Source organism: Tatumella sp. UCD-D_suzukii, from assembly GCF_000611875.2.
GTDB lineage: Bacteria > Pseudomonadota > Gammaproteobacteria > Enterobacterales > Enterobacteriaceae > Tatumella > Tatumella ptyseos.
Genome location: NZ_JFJX01000067.1, coordinates 273,425 through 291,336 on the forward strand (window position 1 = coordinate 273,425; position 17,912 = coordinate 291,336).

15 protein-coding genes and 1 tRNA gene are annotated in these 17,912 nt (G+C 49.8%); 6 read left to right on the forward strand and 10 right to left on the reverse strand.

The genetic code is table 11. The features are described 5' to 3' along the window. Nucleotides 1-37: 37 nt before the first annotated feature. The 6 genes from gsiB to CG67_RS16365 form a co-directional block, all read right to left on the reverse strand. The gene (gsiB, locus tag CG67_RS16340; RefSeq protein WP_025904009.1) at nt 38-1,576 is read right to left on the reverse strand and encodes a glutathione ABC transporter substrate-binding protein GsiB; all 1,539 of its coding nucleotides are present in this window, start codon (nt 1,574-1,576) and stop codon (nt 38-40) included. A 64-nt stretch (nt 1,577-1,640) separates the two neighbouring features. Beyond that, complete coding sequence (locus CG67_RS16345) at nt 1,641-3,497, reverse strand: dipeptide ABC transporter ATP-binding protein (RefSeq protein ID WP_025904010.1); 1,857 nt, start codon at nt 3,495-3,497, stop codon at nt 1,641-1,643. Between the two features lie 9 nt (nt 3,498-3,506). Next, nucleotides 3,507-4,472 carry an isoaspartyl peptidase/L-asparaginase family protein gene (locus CG67_RS16350; protein WP_025904011.1) on the reverse strand — a complete coding sequence of 322 codons (966 nt, stop codon included), beginning with the start codon at nt 4,470-4,472 and terminating at the stop codon, nt 3,507-3,509. A 206-nt stretch (nt 4,473-4,678) separates the two neighbouring features. Next, nucleotides 4,679-5,473 (reverse strand): deaminated glutathione amidase, encoded by a 795-nt coding sequence (locus CG67_RS16355; protein ID WP_025904012.1) that lies wholly within the window; start codon nt 5,471-5,473, stop codon nt 4,679-4,681. A gap of 86 nt (nt 5,474-5,559) precedes the next feature. Beyond that, nucleotides 5,560-6,324 carry a DNA-binding transcriptional repressor DeoR gene (gene deoR, locus CG67_RS16360; protein ID WP_025904013.1) on the reverse strand — a complete coding sequence of 255 codons (765 nt, stop codon included), beginning with the start codon at nt 6,322-6,324 and terminating at the stop codon, nt 5,560-5,562. Nucleotides 6,325-6,495: 171 nt separating this feature from the next. Next, complete coding sequence (locus tag CG67_RS16365) at nt 6,496-6,891, reverse strand: phosphate-starvation-inducible protein PsiE (protein ID WP_025904014.1); 396 nt, start codon at nt 6,889-6,891, stop codon at nt 6,496-6,498. Nucleotides 6,892-7,132: 241 nt separating this feature from the next. Between CG67_RS16365 and CG67_RS16370 the strand changes: the two genes are divergently transcribed. The 6 genes from CG67_RS16370 (at nt 7,133) to CG67_RS16385 (ending at nt 9,856) form a co-directional block, all read left to right on the forward strand. Further along, nucleotides 7,133-7,208: transfer RNA gene (locus CG67_RS16370), tRNA-Ile, on the forward strand. A 182-nt stretch (nt 7,209-7,390) separates the two neighbouring features. Continuing rightward, complete coding sequence (locus CG67_RS16375) at nt 7,391-7,903, forward strand: hypothetical protein (RefSeq protein WP_025904015.1); 513 nt, start codon at nt 7,391-7,393, stop codon at nt 7,901-7,903. A 52-nt stretch (nt 7,904-7,955) separates the two neighbouring features. Beyond that, nucleotides 7,956-8,177 (forward strand): AlpA family phage regulatory protein, encoded by a 222-nt coding sequence (locus tag CG67_RS17720; RefSeq protein WP_084765004.1) that lies wholly within the window; start codon nt 7,956-7,958, stop codon nt 8,175-8,177. Nucleotides 8,178-8,190: 13 nt separating this feature from the next. After that, a complete protein-coding gene (locus CG67_RS18855) occupies nt 8,191-8,397 on the forward strand; it encodes an AlpA family phage regulatory protein (RefSeq protein ID WP_074011272.1) in 207 nt (68 codons plus the stop codon). A 159-nt stretch (nt 8,398-8,556) separates the two neighbouring features. Next, nucleotides 8,557-9,210, forward strand: a complete 654-nt coding sequence (locus CG67_RS16380; RefSeq protein ID WP_025904016.1) for an inovirus-type Gp2 protein — start codon at nt 8,557-8,559, stop codon at nt 9,208-9,210. A gap of 148 nt (nt 9,211-9,358) precedes the next feature. Next, on the forward strand, nt 9,359-9,856 hold the full coding sequence (locus CG67_RS16385) for a HigA family addiction module antitoxin (RefSeq protein ID WP_025904017.1): 498 nt from the start codon (nt 9,359-9,361) through the stop codon (nt 9,854-9,856). A 390-nt stretch (nt 9,857-10,246) separates the two neighbouring features. Here the strand turns inward: CG67_RS16385 and CG67_RS16390 are convergent, their stop codons facing one another. The 4 genes from CG67_RS16390 to CG67_RS16405 are packed head-to-tail and all read right to left on the reverse strand — an operon-like array spanning nt 10,247 to nt 17,639. Continuing rightward, nucleotides 10,247-13,378: a type I restriction endonuclease subunit R gene (locus CG67_RS16390; protein ID WP_025904018.1), complete on the reverse strand. Its 3,132-nt coding sequence runs from the start codon at nt 13,376-13,378 to the stop codon at nt 10,247-10,249. Then, a complete protein-coding gene (locus CG67_RS16395; protein ID WP_025904019.1) occupies nt 13,378-14,565 on the reverse strand; it encodes a DUF4268 domain-containing protein in 1,188 nt (395 codons plus the stop codon). Before CG67_RS16395 ends, CG67_RS16390 begins: the two co-directional genes overlap by 1 nt. Further along, nucleotides 14,558-15,940: a restriction endonuclease subunit S gene (locus tag CG67_RS16400; protein WP_025904020.1), complete on the reverse strand. Its 1,383-nt coding sequence runs from the start codon at nt 15,938-15,940 to the stop codon at nt 14,558-14,560. Before CG67_RS16400 ends, CG67_RS16395 begins: the two co-directional genes overlap by 8 nt. Next, entirely contained in the window at nt 15,930-17,639 is a 1,710-nt protein-coding gene (locus CG67_RS16405; RefSeq protein ID WP_025904021.1) for a class I SAM-dependent DNA methyltransferase, read from the reverse strand. The genes CG67_RS16400 and CG67_RS16405 overlap by 11 nt, the downstream gene beginning before the upstream one ends. Nucleotides 17,640-17,912 lie beyond the last annotated feature (273 nt).

The window sequence follows — 17,912 nt, forward strand, 5'->3', positions numbered from 1 at the left end:
GGTGGCAGGGGGCAGGCGTTACCGCCTGCCCGATCAGTTACTTCAGATCCGCATCATCAAAGTTAAATGAGGTATCCGGCATAATGTAGAAGCCGGTCAGATTTTTGTTGTTTGCAGACACCAGTTTTTCCACCGCCAACGGGATCCAGGGCTGGTCATGCCAGATACGCTCCTGAGCATCTTTATACAGGGCAGATTTCTCTGCTTCGTTGGTGGTTTTCAGCGCATCTGCCAGGTCTTTATCGACCTTCGGATTGCTATAGAACGCGGTATTAAAGATAGCCGGTGGCCAGGAGGCCGTTGCAAAGAGCGGGGTTAATGCCCAGTCTGCTTCACCGGTGGAAGCTGACCAGCCGGTATAGAACATACGGACGCCGCTCTCTTTCTGTCCTTTATCTTCTACCTGTGAGGCCCGCTGACCGGCATCCATCGCCGTCACCTGTGCTTTTACGCCCACCTGCGCCAGTTGCTGCTGAACAAACTGCAGCACTTTCTGCGCCGTGGTGTAGTTATGGGATGACCAGAGGGTCGTTTCAAATCCGTTCGGGTAACCGGCTTCTTTCAGCAGTTCACGGGCTTTGGCCGGGTCATACACCGGGGCCGGGAAGGTCTGTGCGTAGGCGATAGCCGGTGGCACAATGCCGGTGGCCGGAGTGGCATAGCCGGAGAAGGCAACTTTGACCAGCGCCTGGCGGTTAATGGCATAATTTAATGCTTCGCGTACTCGCGGATCATTAAACGGTTTCTGTGTCACATTCAGGCTGATATAGCGCTGCATGATGGACGGCCAGGTCACGACATCCAGCTTACTGTCTTTTTTCAGTAACGGTGCCTGCTCGTAAGGGATCGGGAAAGCGACGGTGGCTTCACCGGTCTGCAGCATGGCGGCACGGGTATTGTTATCTTCTACCGGACGCCAGGTGATTTCATCCAGCTTCGGATAGCCTTTTTTCCAGTAACCATCCCATTTTTTCACCTTCATATCATCGGTCGGATCCCAACTGACAAACTGGTAAGGGCCGGTCCCGACCGGGTGGAAACCTATATCTTTACCGTATTTTTTCAGTGCCGCCGGCGAAATCATCACCGCAGACGGATGCGCCAGATTATGAATAAAGGCAGAGAAAGGCTGTTTCAGGGTCACTTTGACCGTCAGCGGGTCAACGACATCGGTATGGGCGATATATTTAAACAGGTTATAGCGTTTCAGGTGATTCGCCGGGTTACTGGCTCGATCAAGGTTCACCTTCACGGCTTCTGCATTAAAATCGGTACCATCCTGGAATTTCACCCCGGGACGTAACTTAAAGGTATACGTCAGCCCATCCGGGCTTACTGTATAGCTTTCCGCCAGCACGTTTTCCAGCTTCATATTCTTATCGAAACCAAACAACCCCTGATAGAACGACTTGGCGACGCTCTGCGACAGGGTATCGTTCGCATCGTAAGGATCCATGGTGGTGAAGTCTGACAATACGGCAACCACGATATCTTTAGCCGCAAACGCGGGCAGTGAAACACTGCTACTGCCGATAATGCCTGCGGCGATCAGCCACTTTACTGTTTTCTGGTTCATCGTCCTGCTCTCCTGTAATGATGCTTTGCCTGACTGCCGGTCACGCGCAGAGGGCATCGTAACGTTAGCTAAAAGGGTGGCTGCTGTTAGCAACAAAATGCTGACCGGAAACGCGGGTCAGGGAAACGACCGGCGGAGATTCCCCGCGGGCATAGATGGCATCCGGCACGTCTTCTGCCTTCGTTGCAAAATGATGACGCACTGCCTCCGGGTCTGCGACCGGGACTGCCGCCATCAGTTTACGGGTATAAGGATGTTGCGGATTTTCAAACACATCCTGACGGGAGCCGATTTCGACGATTTGTCCGAGATACATCACGGCAACCCGGTGGCTGATGCGTTCGACCACCGCCATATCGTGAGAGATAAACAGAAAAGCGATGCCGAACTCCTGCTGCAAATCCATCATCAGATTGACGATCCGGGCCTGCACGGAGACATCCAGCGCAGAAACAGATTCATCCGCAATCACAACTTTCGGGTTCAGGGCGAGGGCCCGGGCAATACAAATTCTCTGTCGCTGACCACCGGAAAACTCATGGGGATAGCGTGCGGCGTGTCCGGCCTCCAGGCCGACGCGCACCAGTAATTCTTCGGCACGCTTTGCCGCGGCTTGCGGGTCCATCACCTTATGAACCAGTAACGGCTCCATAATGGAATACCCGACGGACTGCCTGGGGTCGAGTGAGGCGTAAGGATCCTGAAAAATAAACTGAATATCCCGGCGTAAATGCGCCAGTGCGGATCCGCCTATCTTATCGATCCTTTGACCATTGAAGGTAATCGATCCTCCCTGACTTTCCACCAGTCGCAGCAGAGAACGACCGGTGGTGGATTTGCCGCAGCCGGATTCCCCGACCAGCGCCAGGGTTTCTCCGGCGTAAAGATCAAAACTGATGTGTTCCACCGCATGTACCTGCCGCTGCACGCGATTCAGCCAGCCGCCGCGGATATCAAAGCGGGTGACCAGATCACGCACCTCCAGTACCGGCGGACGATCACGTTGTACCGTATCCGGTTGTGCGCTGACCGGGGCGGTTTCTCCCGGTAAAATAAATTTTGCCGGCAATGGCTGACCGCGCATGGCGCCGAGTTTTGGCACGGCAGCCAGCAGGGCGCGGGTATATTCCTGCCGGGGCTGGCGGAATAGTTCCCGTAACGGTGCGGATTCCACCTGGCGACCACGGTGCATGACCGTCACCTTGTCGGCCATTTCGGCTACCACGCCCATATCGTGAGTGATAAAAATCACCCCCATATGCATTTCCTGTTGCAGCTCGCGGATCAGGTTCAGTATCTGAGCCTGGATAGTGACATCCAGTGCGGTGGTCGGTTCATCGGCAATCAGCAGGGCAGGACGGCAACTGAGTGCCATGGCTATCATGACCCGCTGACGCATTCCTCCGGATAGCTGGTGGGGATAGCGCTGCATAGTGTCCGCTGCTGCCGGGATTCTTACGCGATCCAGTAATTCCCGGGCTTCACGCCAGGCCTGATGCGCTGTTTTTCCCTGATGAAGTCGCAGGGACTCGGCAATCTGTTCACCGACAGAAAAAACCGGGTTTAGTGACGTCATCGGCTCCTGAAAGATCATCGCGATGTCGGAACCGCGGATCCGGCGCAGTTGTTGTTGATCCGCATTGCCGAGATCAAACAGATCGCCGTTGCGACGGCGCAGCCAGCGATCGCCGGTGACACGGCCACCGGCCTGCCGGATAAGCCCCATCAGTGCCAGCGAGGTGACGGATTTACCGGAGCCGGATTCCCCGACCAGTGCCAGCGTTTCGCCGTGGCTGACGGAAAGAGATAAGGAATCCACGGCCTGAAAAACCTGATTATCCTGACGGAAGGTCACGCTCAGGTTTTCAGCCACCAGAACCCGGTCAGGATCGTGGAGCAGGATATTCTGCAAATCAGTCATGATATTTCCTCAGGAGGCTGGCGGATAACGGTAGATAGCCACCTGTGGTGGCTCATGACCGCTGGCAGAAGCCCGATACATCCCTTCGCTGTTAAACGGCAGTGCCAGGTTACCCCCGGCATCGATAGCAATCAGACCACCAACACCCTGCATTTCACCCAGAGTGTGCATCAGATGATCGCAAGCCTGTTCCAGGGAACGGCCTGCATAGTTCATCTGAGCAGAGATATCGTATCCGGCCTGAGTCAGAATAAAGACTTCACCGGTGCCGGTGCAGGACACCGCAACCCGGCGGTCGGCATAACAGCCGGCACCAGGCAGGGGAGTATCGCCTACGCGTCCGGGACGTTTGTTGGTCATACCGCCGGTAGATGTTGCTGCCGCCAGGTGGCCGGCGCTATCCAGTGCCACAGCCCCGACGGTACCGAACTTGTTGCGCGGGTCGATAGGGTCACCTTGCGGGTCGGCGGTATCCTGCTGATGATCGAGCAGAATATCGCCCTGTTGCAGTGCCTGTTGTAACTGGGCATAGCGTTGCGGAGTAGAGAAAAAATCAGGAGGAACCGTTTCCAGACCCTGTTCGGCTGCGAAAGTCTCCGCACCGGCACCCGCCAGTAAGACATGAGGTGTTTTTTCCAGCACGGCCCGGGCAGCCAGCACCGGGTTACGTACCTGACTGACACAAGCCACGGCACCGGCCTGACGTGTGCGGCCATCCATCACACAGGCATCCAGCTCATGGGTGGCCTGATGCGTAAACACCGAACCTTTACCTGCGTTAAACAGAGGACACTCTTCCAGCAGACGTACGGTTTCGGTCACCGCGTCCAGCGCACTGCCGCCGGCCAGTAAAATTTGCTGACCGGCGCGGATAATATCTTCTAAGGCCTGGCGGTACTGTTGTTCTTTTTCTTTACTCAGCGCCTGGCGGGTAATGGTCCCGGCACCGCCATGGATCGCAATTGCAGTTTTCAAGCGTTATCCCTTTCAGTCAAAAGCAGCGGTGATGATCAGATAATATATATTGATGATTTTTTGTGTTTTTTGACTATAAAAAGTGCAGGGCAGCTTGTAAAGCCTGACGATTGTTCTGGCTAATATCCTTTTGTTATGACAAGTAAAAAAATAATCTGATAAAAAAGAAAAAGCGCAGCAGCAGTGAGCGCTACCGCGATAAATGATTAGGACGAACGAAGTGTTGGCGCCGCAAACCGGCGGTTTTCCAGCACCGGCAGCACCTCTCTGGCGTAACGCAGTCGCCCGGCATCGATATCAGCAAAAATCAGGGCCGGCGCTTCGGCTGCACTGGCAATCACCACGCCCAGCGGATCAGCGACCAGACTGTTCCCGATATTCTTCGGTCCGCACTCTCCGACAGCAACCAGGTAACAGGTATTCTCCAGCGCACGGGTAGTCGTCAGCATCTGCCAGTGTTTTTCTTTGAGTGGCCCGCGTAGCCAGGCGGCGGGCAGTACCAGTAAATCTGCCCCGTCCAGCGCCAGCCGTCGGGCCATTTCCGGAAAACGGATGTCATAACAGGTCATCAGACCGACCTGCATTCCGGCCACCGTGATCAGGGGCGGGATCCGCTGCCCGGCGTTCACCCGGGCGGATTCCTGTACGGCAAAGGCATCGTACAAATGCAGCTTTTCGTAGCGTGCAATAATCTGCCCCTGATGCAGGGCAAACAGGGTATTGATAGCCCGTTCTCCCGGGGCCGGGACATGCTGGGTAAAGATAGTGGTTAAGCGGTTGCCTTCACTGGCGGCAAGTAACCGGCGCAGGAACGGGCCATCTTCCGGCTGGGCGGCTTCCACCACATAGGCAGGGGCAGTATTATCTCTGGCGAGAATAGCCTCCGGTAAAACCAGTAAATCGGCCCCGGCCCCGGCGGCCTGGGCCATTAAGGCCAGACAGGTATCGGCATTTTCCTGCCATTCACGACTGACGGCGAACTGTCCGAGAGCAACTTTCATCGGGATATCCTGTGATAGGGGGAAGATCCCATCATAGGCAAAGAGCGGGGCGGTGACCACTGCGGCGGTCAGGACGACCGGAAGGCTCAGGCGATCAGCACCTCTACACCCGCCTCCGCCAGTTGCTGCGCCAGTGTGGCAGGCAAAGGCCTGTCAGTTAACAACATATCAAAAGCGGTAATGCTGGCGATCCGTGCCGGAAAGACTTTGCCAAATTTGCTGCTATCCATCACCAGTACCTTGCGGGCAGCACGCTTGAGTGCATGGTGTTTCATGGCCAGCTCATTGAAGTTATAGCAGGTCGCCCCCTGATGTTCATCCAGACCGGCGGCAGAGATAAAGGCCAGCGTCGGGCAGAATTCGTCCAGTAACGGATGCGTTCCGGTCGGGGTGAAAATGGCATTATCCGGATGAAACTCACCCCCGCTAAGGATCACCCGACAGGACGATTTTTCCTGTAATGCCAGAAACGTATTCATGGATGCGGTGAGGGCAGTCAACGGCAAATCGTCATTGATCGCGGCAATAATATGCGGCGTTGTCGTTCCGCAATCAAAGAAGACGGTCTCATTTTTGGTGACCAGCGTGGCTGCCAGCTGTGCAATCTGTTTTTTCCGGGCCACCTGGCGGGTGGCCTGATCAGAAATGAAATAGTGGTCAGTGGTGCGCGGAGTGGCATTGAGAATATATCCGCCCAGTAATAATAACTGCTGCGGGTATTGGCTGATATCCCGGCGGACGGTCATTCCGGAAACGCCGAGCAACGCCGCGGCCCGGTGCAGGTGAAGCTGTCCGGCAGAGCTTATTTCCTGCAGCAGGCGTTGTATTCGTTGTTCGCGTTTTGATTCCATCATTTCAAAGTCCCTGGGCATGGGGAGAGCAAATATTTCGCGGATAATTATGCGCTGCTTCCTCTGTCCTGTAAAAATTATCGGGAAAGAGTGAGAGGCAGTAAGCGGTATTGATGCGGTGATAAAGCAAAGAGAGCAGCCGGCCACTGGCCGGCCGTTCCGGGCGGGGTGTTAGCTGTCTTCGTCGGCTTCGTGGTTTTTATACGGGTATTTGAAGTGCCCGTAGCGGACAATCAGCACGGCCACGCCCAGCAGCACGATCCCCAGGGAATAAAGAACGATTTCCTGCGGTTTAATATCGCTGGGTTCGGTCATCAGATGACGGGCAATACCGACCATCGCGATATACAGCGGCATGCGTACCGGTAACTGGCCCATCTTCCAGTAGGTTTCCGTCATCGAAATAAACTCAAGGTACATAAACAACAGCAGGATATCGCTGACCGTGATTTGACGATCCATGATCATGGTAACGACATGACTGACTAACGCAATAATGGTGGAAATCAGGATGACCATTAATCCGCTTTTTTCGATCACTGAAGGGATATTGCCGGGGAACTTCATGGGTTATCTCCGAATTGATACAGGCGTAATTATTTTCCCGGATAAATGTTATAAAAATCATCGCGCCGGCGCGATAATTTACTGCTACCAGGTGTTGCAGGCCCCGCCAGGCTGAGAGGCCCGGTGACTGGCCGCACGACGGATCCGCCGCACTCTGTGACAATTGCTGTAAAAAACAGCAACTAAACCCGGAGGTGCTGGATTAGCCGCCAGAGATACCTTATAATCCCCGCCACTCACTGGCCCCTTAGCTCAGTGGTTAGAGCAGGCGACTCATAATCGCTTGGTCGCTGGTTCAAGTCCAGCAGGGGCCACCAGATAAAACAAGGAGTTAGATGAGAAATCGTCTGACTCCTTTTTCTTTGCCTGTAATTTGGGTCAGGTAATGGGTCAGGTAACGTTTAGCTCCATTATCTGGACAGATCAGACCTCACTTTTGTTTGAGCTAAATTTTCATTTTTAAGTCAATAAATAAGAAAATCGAGAAGGCATGAACCGTATGAGCCGCATCAACCCAGTACTCTTAGTTAACCCCTCCTTACCTTCCGGAGCAATTTATTGCACCCATGATTCAGGCTTCGGCCATGATGAGCAATATTGTTCGTCAACTAAGAAGAACGGTTTTAAAACTTACAAAAATGAGAGTGATTTTTTCCAATCTTTTGTTGATGCAGGGAGAGTGGGCGGGCTTGCCTCTAAAAAACGTGCAAGATTCCGCTTAAGCCTAATCTGTCGTCTGGTTCGCGAAGTTCTGTATAGGCAACCGTTAGAAGTTAAGCTCTCGGCTTCGGAAGTTGCATATGAGATACATGACGATTTTGCCACCGAAGTGAGAGCACATGTGGAAACCTATGGCAACGAGAGTACTTTCGGGGCTCGTGATAAAAAAATACATATGCCTTTTTTAGAATTAATAACTCGCGAGATTCGGAAACAGGTTAAAAAGGGGTATGAGCTGATTAAATCTAAAGCAGATAAGTTTTACCCAGCCCCTGGGTGCGTACCTGCATAATCAGAAGCAATTGAAAATGCCCATCAACAACTAAATCCTACGGAGGATGGGCATGAACCTCAAAAATTATACGAAAAAAGAAATTCTCGCTTTTTACGGTATTGAAACAGACCGATTAGTTAGAGAAAGCGAACGCCATAAAATTACAGCTATTTCGCGCTCTCAGGCGTGGAAGCTTGAAAGAGAGGGCTACTTCCCTCAACGCAAAAGGTTAGGTAATAGTAGTTGCGCATGGCTACTATCAGATTTATTACTCTGGTGTAACCAGCGTTAAGGTATCATTAATAATGACTATACCTACCTATATAAACTTAACACCAGTATCGCTCATTAGATATCATGGTAAATATTATGTATGCCAACACCTTAGAATTGGCGTCTCCACACTTAATCGTTGGATTAGAAATGGTAATTTCCCAGCGCCACTTAAAGTAGGTAAAAGGGTGATTGGTTGGCCTCCGGAATTAATTAAATACGTCAAAAATTATCCGTGAGCTGAATGAGTTAAGTCAATGCGACAGGTGAATTTCCTGTCGCTTTCTCTCGCCTTTTTGATGAGTAAATATTTCAATTTTTAAATGTAATATAATTCCCGTTAGACTGTGTAACACTGGGTGTTAAAGTTAATATGCGATCAGGATTATTTATAATATATGGCTAGTATCACTTCCTCAGGCCTGTTTCAGGTGTCACGAAAGAAACTCGGTTATTTTTTTTATCAGGATCATGCGCTGCCGGTATATGAATGGTCACAACATATGATCCATCCTGATCCAAAAATTATGCGAAGTATTTTGGATACAGTTCTGGAAATATTTAGCCGTTCAACTAAAGTGCTGGTGGTTCGTTTCGACCTGCATATCAAAGAACATAGCGAAACAAACCTCATCATCAGCCAGTTTAGTAAGATGCTAACTAAAAAATTGCATAATAACTATGCGAAAACTTGGTTTCATCTGATATGGGTCCGTGAGCATGGCAACAGTCCATGTCAGCACTATCACTGTGTATTAATGGTTAATGGGCAAAAAATAAACCGCCCAGGAAAGCTAAATAAATTTATTGAACAGTGTTGGTATGAAGTTTCAGAAGGGACATTTAGCCTGCCAAAAAACTGTTATTATTTTTGGCAGCTCGGTGATAACAGATTATTTGGACAGATTATCTATCGATTGAGCTATCTTGCCAAGAACACGACTAAAAAACGTTTTAACATGTACACTAAACGACATGGAAATCGACGAATTTTAGGAAGTCAACAAAAGCAAAAGAAATCATTAAGTCAAATACTGCCAATAATTAATTAAGCGTTGTAAGGGTAAATATCGGCATTTTTTTGTCCTGAGAGCCAGCAGAGTTATACCCACTATGAATTACATTTTAGCTGGTTTTTGATGTCGTGATAACATTTTTACTCATAACATATATATTCTGAATATCAATAGGGGTAATTTAATGCCAACTAAGCATAGTTATGAAAAAGCAAGACAAGCCAGGCGAAAAGCCTTGCGCTCCTTAAATAAAATAATTCTGGCCTATGAAAACCTTGACAGTCTGATTCCTGCTGAAAGAATTAAAGCTATTCTGGTTTTCAGAGAGGTTAGTCTGACACAGTTTGCAAAAGCGATGCAAATGCCCTTGTCTACTTGTCATTATATAGTAACTGGATATACACGTATCACAACAGAACTAGCGCTTCGACTGAGCTATGTGCTCGGTGGCGTACCTGAAAATTGGGTTCGACTTCAGCATGAATATGATCTATTTCATCTGGCTTTTAATCCCAAAAATCTTACACGGCTTAATAATACATTTAATGAACCTAAACACTGGAAGTTGAGGGGTAGAGATGATAAAAAATTGATGATGGGAGTGAATATTAGTTCAGGCCTAAGCTATATTAATGTATTCAAGTGGGTCACAATTAAATATGGGCTTACTATACCAAGCTGAATACCGCGCAGTAATGTAATAGCCACCGATCGCACCGGAGCATTTAAACCAGAAAAAACTGTAAGCGATAAATGGGCCAATAAGTTCAGTTAACAGATTGCACAGCTTAATCGAAACAAACCCCCAGAAAAAAACATGGCTGATCCAATGACCAACCACCGGACGCCATGAAGTTTGAACTGTATTGCGGCCCAATCGCCTTGAAAATGTATATGCGGCCAATTTCGCACTAAGTACTTCAAAAGTGATCATGTAGCCAAACATATTTTCATATGATCACTCTTAGATCGACTTTCAGGTGATCATTATTGTTAACTTATTGTATATTATGATTTTTTAAGGTTTCACCTTTTGTGAAAACAGTGACCGAAAAAATAAATGAACAGCACATCACACAGTCCAACTGTTGGACACCATCTCTGCTTGTTTCAGTATCAGTTCAACGGCATAGGGTGTTTTGTCAGGCGGATACTTGTACTTACGCAGTGTCTGACGAACCAGAATCCGTAATCTCGCCCGTACGCTTTCCCGAACCTGCCAGTCGACGGTCGTTGATTTACGAAGCTTCAACGTAACCTCGATGGCCAGTTTCTTAAGAACATCATCACCCAATTCACGCACCGCGCTTTCATTCTCGGCCAGCGCGTCATAGAAAGCGATTTCATCCGGATTTAATCCCAGCGCATCATCCCGTGCCATCGCTTCCTTGAACGCTTTCGCCATCTCTATCAGCTCTTCAATCACCTGCGCGGTTTCAATGGCACGGTTATTGTATTTGAGTAAAACCGCTTTCAGGCGATCAGAGTATTTCTTCTGCTGTACCACGTTATTACCAGAACGGGCATGAATGCCATCATTGAGCAGTTTTTCCAGCAGTTCCACCGCCAGATTACGTTGCGGCATTTCCCGTACTTCTTCCAGAAACTCATCCGATAGCAGGCCGATATTGGGTTTATCCAGCCCGGCCAGCGCGAAGACATCTTCAACCCCAGTCGCAATAACCGCGTTATCAAGGATCTTACTTAGCAGAGAATTTTTTTCAGACTGGCTAAATTTTTCCTTGGGATCAAGCTTGATAAGCCCCACCCTGACCGCTGAGAGAAACGCGAATTCTTCCTGTAAGGGTTTCGCCTCATCCAGGGTATTACATAATGACCAGGCTTTACTCATCGCCAATGAAACATCGAGATAACGTTTTTTACCGTCATCCAGGCCCAGAATGTAGTTCACTGCATCGCGTAAGAACGCTAATGGATCGGCAGAAAAACCCGCGTAGCTAAAGCCGGACTTTCCTGCTGAGGGCGCAAACATCCCGTGGATGATGTCGATTTTTTCTAACAGGATGGCAAAGGCTTCCCGGGCATCCACCGTGGTCTGCCCTTTTCCTTTTGAGTCGGTATAGGTTTTCAGCGCCTGCTTAAGTTCGTTCGCAATACCGATATAATCCACCACCAGCCCTCCCGGCTTATCCCGGAATACGCGGTTAACACGCGCAATAGCCTGCATTAGGTTATGGCCACGCATCGGTTTGTCGATATACATGGTGTGGCAGCATGGTGCATCAAATCCGGTCAGCCACATATCACGGACGATCACCAGTTTCAGGGGATCATTCAAATCTTTAAAGCGCGCTTCAAGACGCTTTTTGGTCTGCTTATTGTAGATGTGTGGTTGGAGAGGGTCTTTATCCGATGCCGAGCCGGTCATGATGACTTTGATTACCCCTTGTTCGACATCTTCACTATGCCACTCCGGGCGAATCGCCACGATGGCATTGTAGAACTTCACGCAGATATCGCGGCTCATGGCGACAATCATCGCCTTGCCATTCATGGCTGCGTTACGAGTTTCAAAGTGCTGAACCAAGTCAGCGGCAACTTGCTTAATACGCGGTTCAGAACCCACCAGCTTTTCCAGACGGCTCCAGTCACCTTTGGTTTTCTCTTGCTGGCCGGTCTCTTCATCTTCCACCAGCTCATCCACCTGATCGGAGAGTGTTTCCAACTCCTCATGATTCAGGTCGAGTTTTGCCAGTCGGGATTCGTAGTAAATCGGCACCGTCGCACCGTCATCGACAGCATCCTGGATATCGTAGATAGAGACGTAATCACCAAACACCGCGCGAGTATCTTTATCTTCAGACGCTATCGGCGTACCAGTAAAGCCCATAAATGAGGCATTCGGCAGCGCATCGCGCATGTGTTTGGCATAACCGTATTTATAGAAACCCGTTTGTCTGTCCAGCGTGGCACTCAGGCCATATTGGCTGCGGTGCGCTTCATCGGAAATCACCACGATGTTGCTACGTGCGTTAAGTGCAGGATGGTTCTGCTCATTATCCAACGGCGCAAATTTCTGCACGGTAGTAAAAATAATACCGCCGGATCCACGGGCATTGAGCAGCTCACGCAATTCTTCGCGGTCGTTGGCCTGTAACGGCGTTTGTTTCAGTAAATCTTGCGCTTGGCAGAAGGTGGAGTAGAGCTGCCCGTCGAGATCATTACGGTCGGTCACCACCACGATGGTCGGGTTGTTCATCTCTGCCTGTTGTAGCAGTTTCCCGGCGTAACAGCACATGGAGATACTTTTACCGGAACCCTGGGTATGCCACACCACGCCCGCTTTTTTACTGCCGGGCTGGATGTTACTCCGCAACTGCAGATGTTTTCCGGTAGATGCCACAATAGTGGCCGCGACAGCTTCACGGACCGCATGGAACTGGTGATAAGCGGCAATCTTCTTGATCAGCCGTTTACCGTCATTTTCAAACAACACAAAGTAGCGAATGTAATCGAGCAGCAGTTCCCGGTGAAAGAAGCCCTGCACCACGGTTTTAAGCTGCCAGTCAAACTGCGGCTTGTCGTCTTCGTTAGCCACGGTTTTCCACGGCAGGAAGCGCTCTTCATCAGCGGTCAGCGAGCCGATACGCGCATTCTGCCCGTCGCTCACCACCAGCGCTTCGTTGCAGATAAACAGGTCGCTGAGTTCGTTTTTATAGGTCTGCAGCTGGTTAAACGCAGCCCAGATATCGGCATTGGCATCAATCGGGCTTTTCAGCTCAATCACCGCCACGGGCAGGCCGTTGATATAGCCAATAATATCCGGGCGACGGACCTGTTTTATCCCCTGAATAGCCACCTGGTTCACGACCATAAAGCGGTTATTACCAGGATGGTTAAAATCCATCAGCAGAGCTTTATCGTGAACCGTCTTATCTTCGCGTTTGTACTCTATGGGCACACCGTCGAGTAGCAGGTGATGAAAGGCCTTATTGCTAACGACCAGATCCGGGCTTTCGGGACGGGTAATACGCAGTATCAACTCTTCCAGCACGGAAACAGGGAGATGGGGGTTGATAGTTTGCAACTGCTCCAGCATCACTGGGCGCAGAAACACATCATGAAATGAAGCACGCAGTGGATTGTTGCCATCTGGGGCGATATCTGGCCCGTGCAGCACTTCCCAATCCTGTTCAGCAAACCACTTCAGGCATTGCTGCTCCAAATCGTCTTCGCTCAGCATCAGGCTTCCTCTGTCTCAGGTTTTTCTGTTTCTTCCGGTGCGTTGGAAATATCTTTCAGCACCATATTCAATGGGGCGATAAAAGGATCGAGTGCTTTTTCAAGCGCTATCAGGTTTTTCAGCAGCCAGTCGATCATCGCTGGCCAGTTGCTCTCGTCGAGACTGGTGGCGGGCGTGGCAAAAGAGATACGGCATGATTTTTTGCCCGGCAGTGGTTCCCATTTCAATTCATGCCCAAAGATGTTTTCGATTTGCTCTTTGCGTTCATACAACCAGTTAAACGCAAAGGTATTGCTCTCCGCCGAGGATTTGGCAATACAGAATTCAACGCGTGTTTCTTTCTTACTAAAAACCATAGTGTAACAAAGTGCGCTGATACCTGACCCGGCGTTGAGCCAGTGATCAGTCGACGGGCTGATATTGTTGTACAGCGCGCAAGATCTGGCTTTAAGGCGTTCTAATGTTTTAGCCCAGAAAGCTTTACGCTGCAGGTGGCGGCTCTTCAGCTCGCCGCTGGTGGACTGTTCTTCCGCTTCTTTCTGTGCCATACCAATCATGAATGATTCGGCTTCGGGTGTGGGGATTACCTGGCGAATATCAACAAACACATCGTCGTTGAATTTGTAGGGCTTCACCTTAAAGCACTGTACCCGCAGGCCAAACTGCATCAGCCATAGCGCAGTGTTGGTGACTTCTTTGCGGAAGCTGGCCGCCACCATCATTACTCGCTGCATGCGACTCTGGTTGATTTGCACTTCATCCAGGCTTTCGCACTCAAGAAACTCCGCCATCACTTCCGCCGCCGGACGGGTCTCTTCCGGTTCGTATTTGTCGAGATAGAGCTGGAAGATATCGAGGATCTGTTCTTTGCGCAGATTGGCGCAGTAACCGGCATATTTCAGCCCCTGCCACACCACGTCGCGCCCGGAGTCATCGAGCTTGTTTTCGATGATCACGAGATTGCGCTGTTTGTCGATCGCCAGCAGGTCAAGACGCTCTTTGGTGTCGTCAAAACCGGCAAATTCTTTCTGGATAATCAGCAATTCATCGTCGTGATCGCGGGTCAATGCCTGCGGGTTTTTTGCCAGCCACTCCTGCAGGTGGTAGCGCTCGGTAAAACCGAGGCTGCTGAACGACACTTCCTGCAGGGAGTGCAAACTGTTGGTGGGCGTATCGACTTTATACATTTTCCGCCTCGCTTACCGCCAACTCGGCTTCGGGCAGAGTGATTTCGCCGGAGAGAAGTTTAGGGAGGAGGGTGTCACGGAGTTGGGATAACGTTTTATTCTGCGCATTGTTAATTTCAATGAATGAATAATATTCACCAACTGCTTTTGAGAAAGCGTTTGAAATTTTCTTATCGGGATGTACGCACTGCCAGCCCATTATCGCTTTTTTGTCACCACGAGGCATTTTGACACCTTTAGAGGTAAGCATCATGAAATTAAAGAAAGTCTCTTGATAAAGGAGGTTGTAAACATATTCTACAGTGACTGAGCCTAGTGCTTCAAAGGCTAGCACATCCGCCGAACGTCCTCCCTTGAAACGAGCTAACCAAATTTTCTTAAAATAAGGACGAATATTGGAAATTAGAACGTGCCCACATCTAAATTCAGGAACGCTATTTACTGATGGCAGTGAGGAGGCTGTAGAAATACCAGCCCGATTTTCCAGCATATTCTCAGTAGAGATATACGTTTCAGGTGTCAAGGAGCAAACATCGACTTTACCGTTGGCAAAAGTAGCGATGTTGCTCAATGGCCCATGACGCCATCCCTCAGGAATCTCCCCCAACTCACTCTCTTGCATAGCAGACGGAAACAACTCTGCCGTGGCTTTTAACTCGGCATATTGTTCAGGATTTTCACGCTCAAAAACCGCTAGCGCATCAGCATCTTTCCCGGAAATCGCCGTCATGGCGGCAAGCATTGCGTCTTCCTGCGAACCGCCCGCTTCCAGCACCGTAATTTTGGCTTTTACCGGTTCAAAATCAACAAACCAGCTTTTAAACAAGGCTTGCGCCATTTGTTCGAGAGTTTGGTTTATTTTTCCATTTATCTGAGATTTCAACGCCAGAGAAGTCATGGTTTTTGCAATCCAAGACTCATGTCCTCCCAGACGAGGGATTTTCAAATCCTTAAGTACAGGAATTCGCACATTACTTACTGTCGTACCTGTTCCCTCATTCCAGGAAATTTGATGTTGGACATAAGGAGACTGCAAGGCCCAAAATAAATAATAAGGGTCAATTTCATTATTGGCCCTTAATAACACCTGACGTTGGCCGAGGCAACAATCTATTCCTTCAGGAATTAAGCAAACCTCTCCCATTGGAGCCTCACGAGTAAATACAATATCATTCACTCTTGGTTTTGCTCTCTTAATCCTACTCTTGTACCCATCTTCATCGGTGAAGCTCGGCGCGGAAAGATCCAATACACCATTACGAATATTTTGATTTCGGAGAACAATAAAACCATTATCCGTCCATTTTGGTGTGGAGTGAGGACAATCAATAACTAACTCACAAAGATCCTCAAGGCGCTGCTCATTAAAACGCATAGCCGAGCCCCGCTAGGTTCGCCTTAATCTTTGCATCCAGCTTTGCACTCTCTTCCAGTTGGTCTTTCAGCTGCGCCGCCAGTCGCGTCATCTTCTCGGTAAACGGCTCATCATCTTCGTCCTGCTCGGCAGCACCAACATAGCGCCCTGGGGTCAGTACAAAGTCGTTTTTCTGGATGTCTTCCAACGTTGCTGAGAAGCAGAAACCGGCTTTATCTTCATACTCTTTATCTGCTTGCCAGGCGTGAAAGGTATCGGCGATTCTGGCGATATCTTCACGGGTGAAATCACGCAGCACGCGGTCTCTCATAAAACCAATCTGGCGGGCATCAATAAACAGCACTTCGCCTTTGCGGTGTGCTTTGCCATTGCCGCCGGTTTTATCTTTGGTCAGGAACCAGATACAGGCCGGGATTTGGGTGTTGGTAAACAGCTGGCCCGGTAGCGCCACCATGCACTCCACCAGATCGGCTTCGATCAGGTTGCGGCGGATCTCGCCTTCGTTGTTAGTGTTAGAGCTCATCGAGCCGTTAGCCAGCAGCAGCGCCATTGAGCCTTTCGGCGCCAGGTGATGGATCATGTGCTGCATCCATGCAAAGTTGGCGTTGCCCTGCGGCGGTGTGCCGTATTTCCAGCGCACGTCATTTTCCAGCTTGGCGCTCCACCACTCTTTCATATTGAACGGTGGGTTAGCCATTACGAAGTCGGCGCGCAGATCCGGGTGCTGGTCGTCGAGCAGAGTATCGGCGTTTTTAGCACCAAAGTTAAAATCGATGCCGCGGATCGCCATGTTCATCGCCGCCAGCTTCCAGGTTGTCGGGTTCGACTCCTGACCGTAGACGGAGATTTTCTGTTTCTGCTCGGCGGCGTTGTAGTGCTTCTCGCCCGCGTGCTCTTCAATAAAGCGGTCGCTGGAGACAAAGAATCCGCCGGAGCCCATCGCCGGGTCATAAACGCGTCCATTGTAGGGTTGCAGCATTTCGACAATCAGGGTGACGATGCTTTTCGGGGTGTAGTACTGACCACCTTGCTTGCCTTCCGCCAGCGCGAACTGACCGAGAAAATATTCGTACACGTGACCAAGAATATCTTTGCTCTTTAAGCTGAGTTTCTCGCCGTTATATTCAGGGTTGCTGAAGTTCGCATCAGAGAAAGTATTAATCAGGCCGGTTAATACCTCGTTGCCCAGCTGATACTGGCTGATCCGGTTCAAAATGCCTTTCAGTTTCGGGTTGGATTTTTCAATTTCATCCAGGGCGTTGTCCACCAGCCAGGAGACGGAGCGCAGTTTGACCTCCTGCCCGGTGGTATCCTCCACCCATAACACCGTGCCGGTCGGTAGCATGGCTTTGTTTTTCAGCGTTTCCCAGCGGGCAGCTTTTGGTACCCAGAAAACATTTTTCTCGGCGTAGTAATCTTCAACTTCCAGCTCGTCTCTGATAGCTTGGGCATATTCTTCATCAGAGTCGTAATCATCACGCGACATGGCGTAGATGTTGTCAGGGTTGCCGACATCGTAGAACAGGGTGACCAGCTCTTGCTGTCGAGCCTCAAAAGCATCTGAAACATACTTCAGGAAGATGAGCCCCAGCACCACATGCTTGTAGTTGGCGGCATCCATATTGGCGCGCAGCCTGTCGGCGGCCTTCCAGAATTTGTTATCCAATTCATTAAGAAACAGTTGTTCGGCGTTATTCATCAAAATCCTCGGGGGAGATCGCAGCGAAAAAGCAGCCATGCCTCATCGCAGATTCGGTTTTGGAATGCAGTACGCAAAATGATACCTGGAATGAATACGATTACAAACGACATAGAGTGAAGAAGTTTGCTTTTGAAGGGTTAAAAAGAGGATACTATTTCGCTTATTTATTCTACTTTTATCATTAACTGCCCGAATGACGTAAGCCATTCATGAGAAGCGACGCGGTGACAACCATTGCAGCGTAAAAATTTTGATTAAAGGTAATCAGAA

Excerpts from the sequence above, each read along its gene's own strand:
- gsiB (WP_025904009.1), bottom strand. The coding sequence starts at position 1,576 with ATGAACCAGAAAACAGTAAAGTGGCTGATCGCCGCAGGCATTATCGGC.
- CG67_RS16345 (WP_025904010.1), bottom strand. The coding sequence starts at position 3,497 with ATGACTGATTTGCAGAATATCCTGCTCCACGATCCTGACCGGGTTCTG.
- CG67_RS16355 (WP_025904012.1), bottom strand. The coding sequence starts at position 5,473 with ATGAAAGTTGCTCTCGGACAGTTCGCCGTCAGTCGTGAATGGCAGGAA.
- deoR (WP_025904013.1), bottom strand. The coding sequence starts at position 6,324 with ATGGAATCAAAACGCGAACAACGAATACAACGCCTGCTGCAGGAAATA.
- CG67_RS16365 (WP_025904014.1), bottom strand. The coding sequence starts at position 6,891 with ATGAAGTTCCCCGGCAATATCCCTTCAGTGATCGAAAAAAGCGGATTA.
- CG67_RS16375 (WP_025904015.1), top strand. The coding sequence starts at position 7,391 with ATGAGCCGCATCAACCCAGTACTCTTAGTTAACCCCTCCTTACCTTCC.
- CG67_RS17720 (WP_084765004.1), top strand. The coding sequence starts at position 7,956 with ATGAACCTCAAAAATTATACGAAAAAAGAAATTCTCGCTTTTTACGGT.
- CG67_RS18855 (WP_074011272.1), top strand. The coding sequence starts at position 8,191 with ATGACTATACCTACCTATATAAACTTAACACCAGTATCGCTCATTAGA.
- CG67_RS16380 (WP_025904016.1), top strand. The coding sequence starts at position 8,557 with ATGGCTAGTATCACTTCCTCAGGCCTGTTTCAGGTGTCACGAAAGAAA.
- CG67_RS16385 (WP_025904017.1), top strand. The coding sequence starts at position 9,359 with ATGCCAACTAAGCATAGTTATGAAAAAGCAAGACAAGCCAGGCGAAAA.
- CG67_RS16390 (WP_025904018.1), bottom strand. The coding sequence starts at position 13,378 with ATGCTGAGCGAAGACGATTTGGAGCAGCAATGCCTGAAGTGGTTTGCT.
- CG67_RS16395 (WP_025904019.1), bottom strand. The coding sequence starts at position 14,565 with ATGTATAAAGTCGATACGCCCACCAACAGTTTGCACTCCCTGCAGGAA.
- CG67_RS16400 (WP_025904020.1), bottom strand. The coding sequence starts at position 15,940 with ATGCGTTTTAATGAGCAGCGCCTTGAGGATCTTTGTGAGTTAGTTATT.
- CG67_RS16405 (WP_025904021.1), bottom strand. The coding sequence starts at position 17,639 with ATGAATAACGCCGAACAACTGTTTCTTAATGAATTGGATAACAAATTC.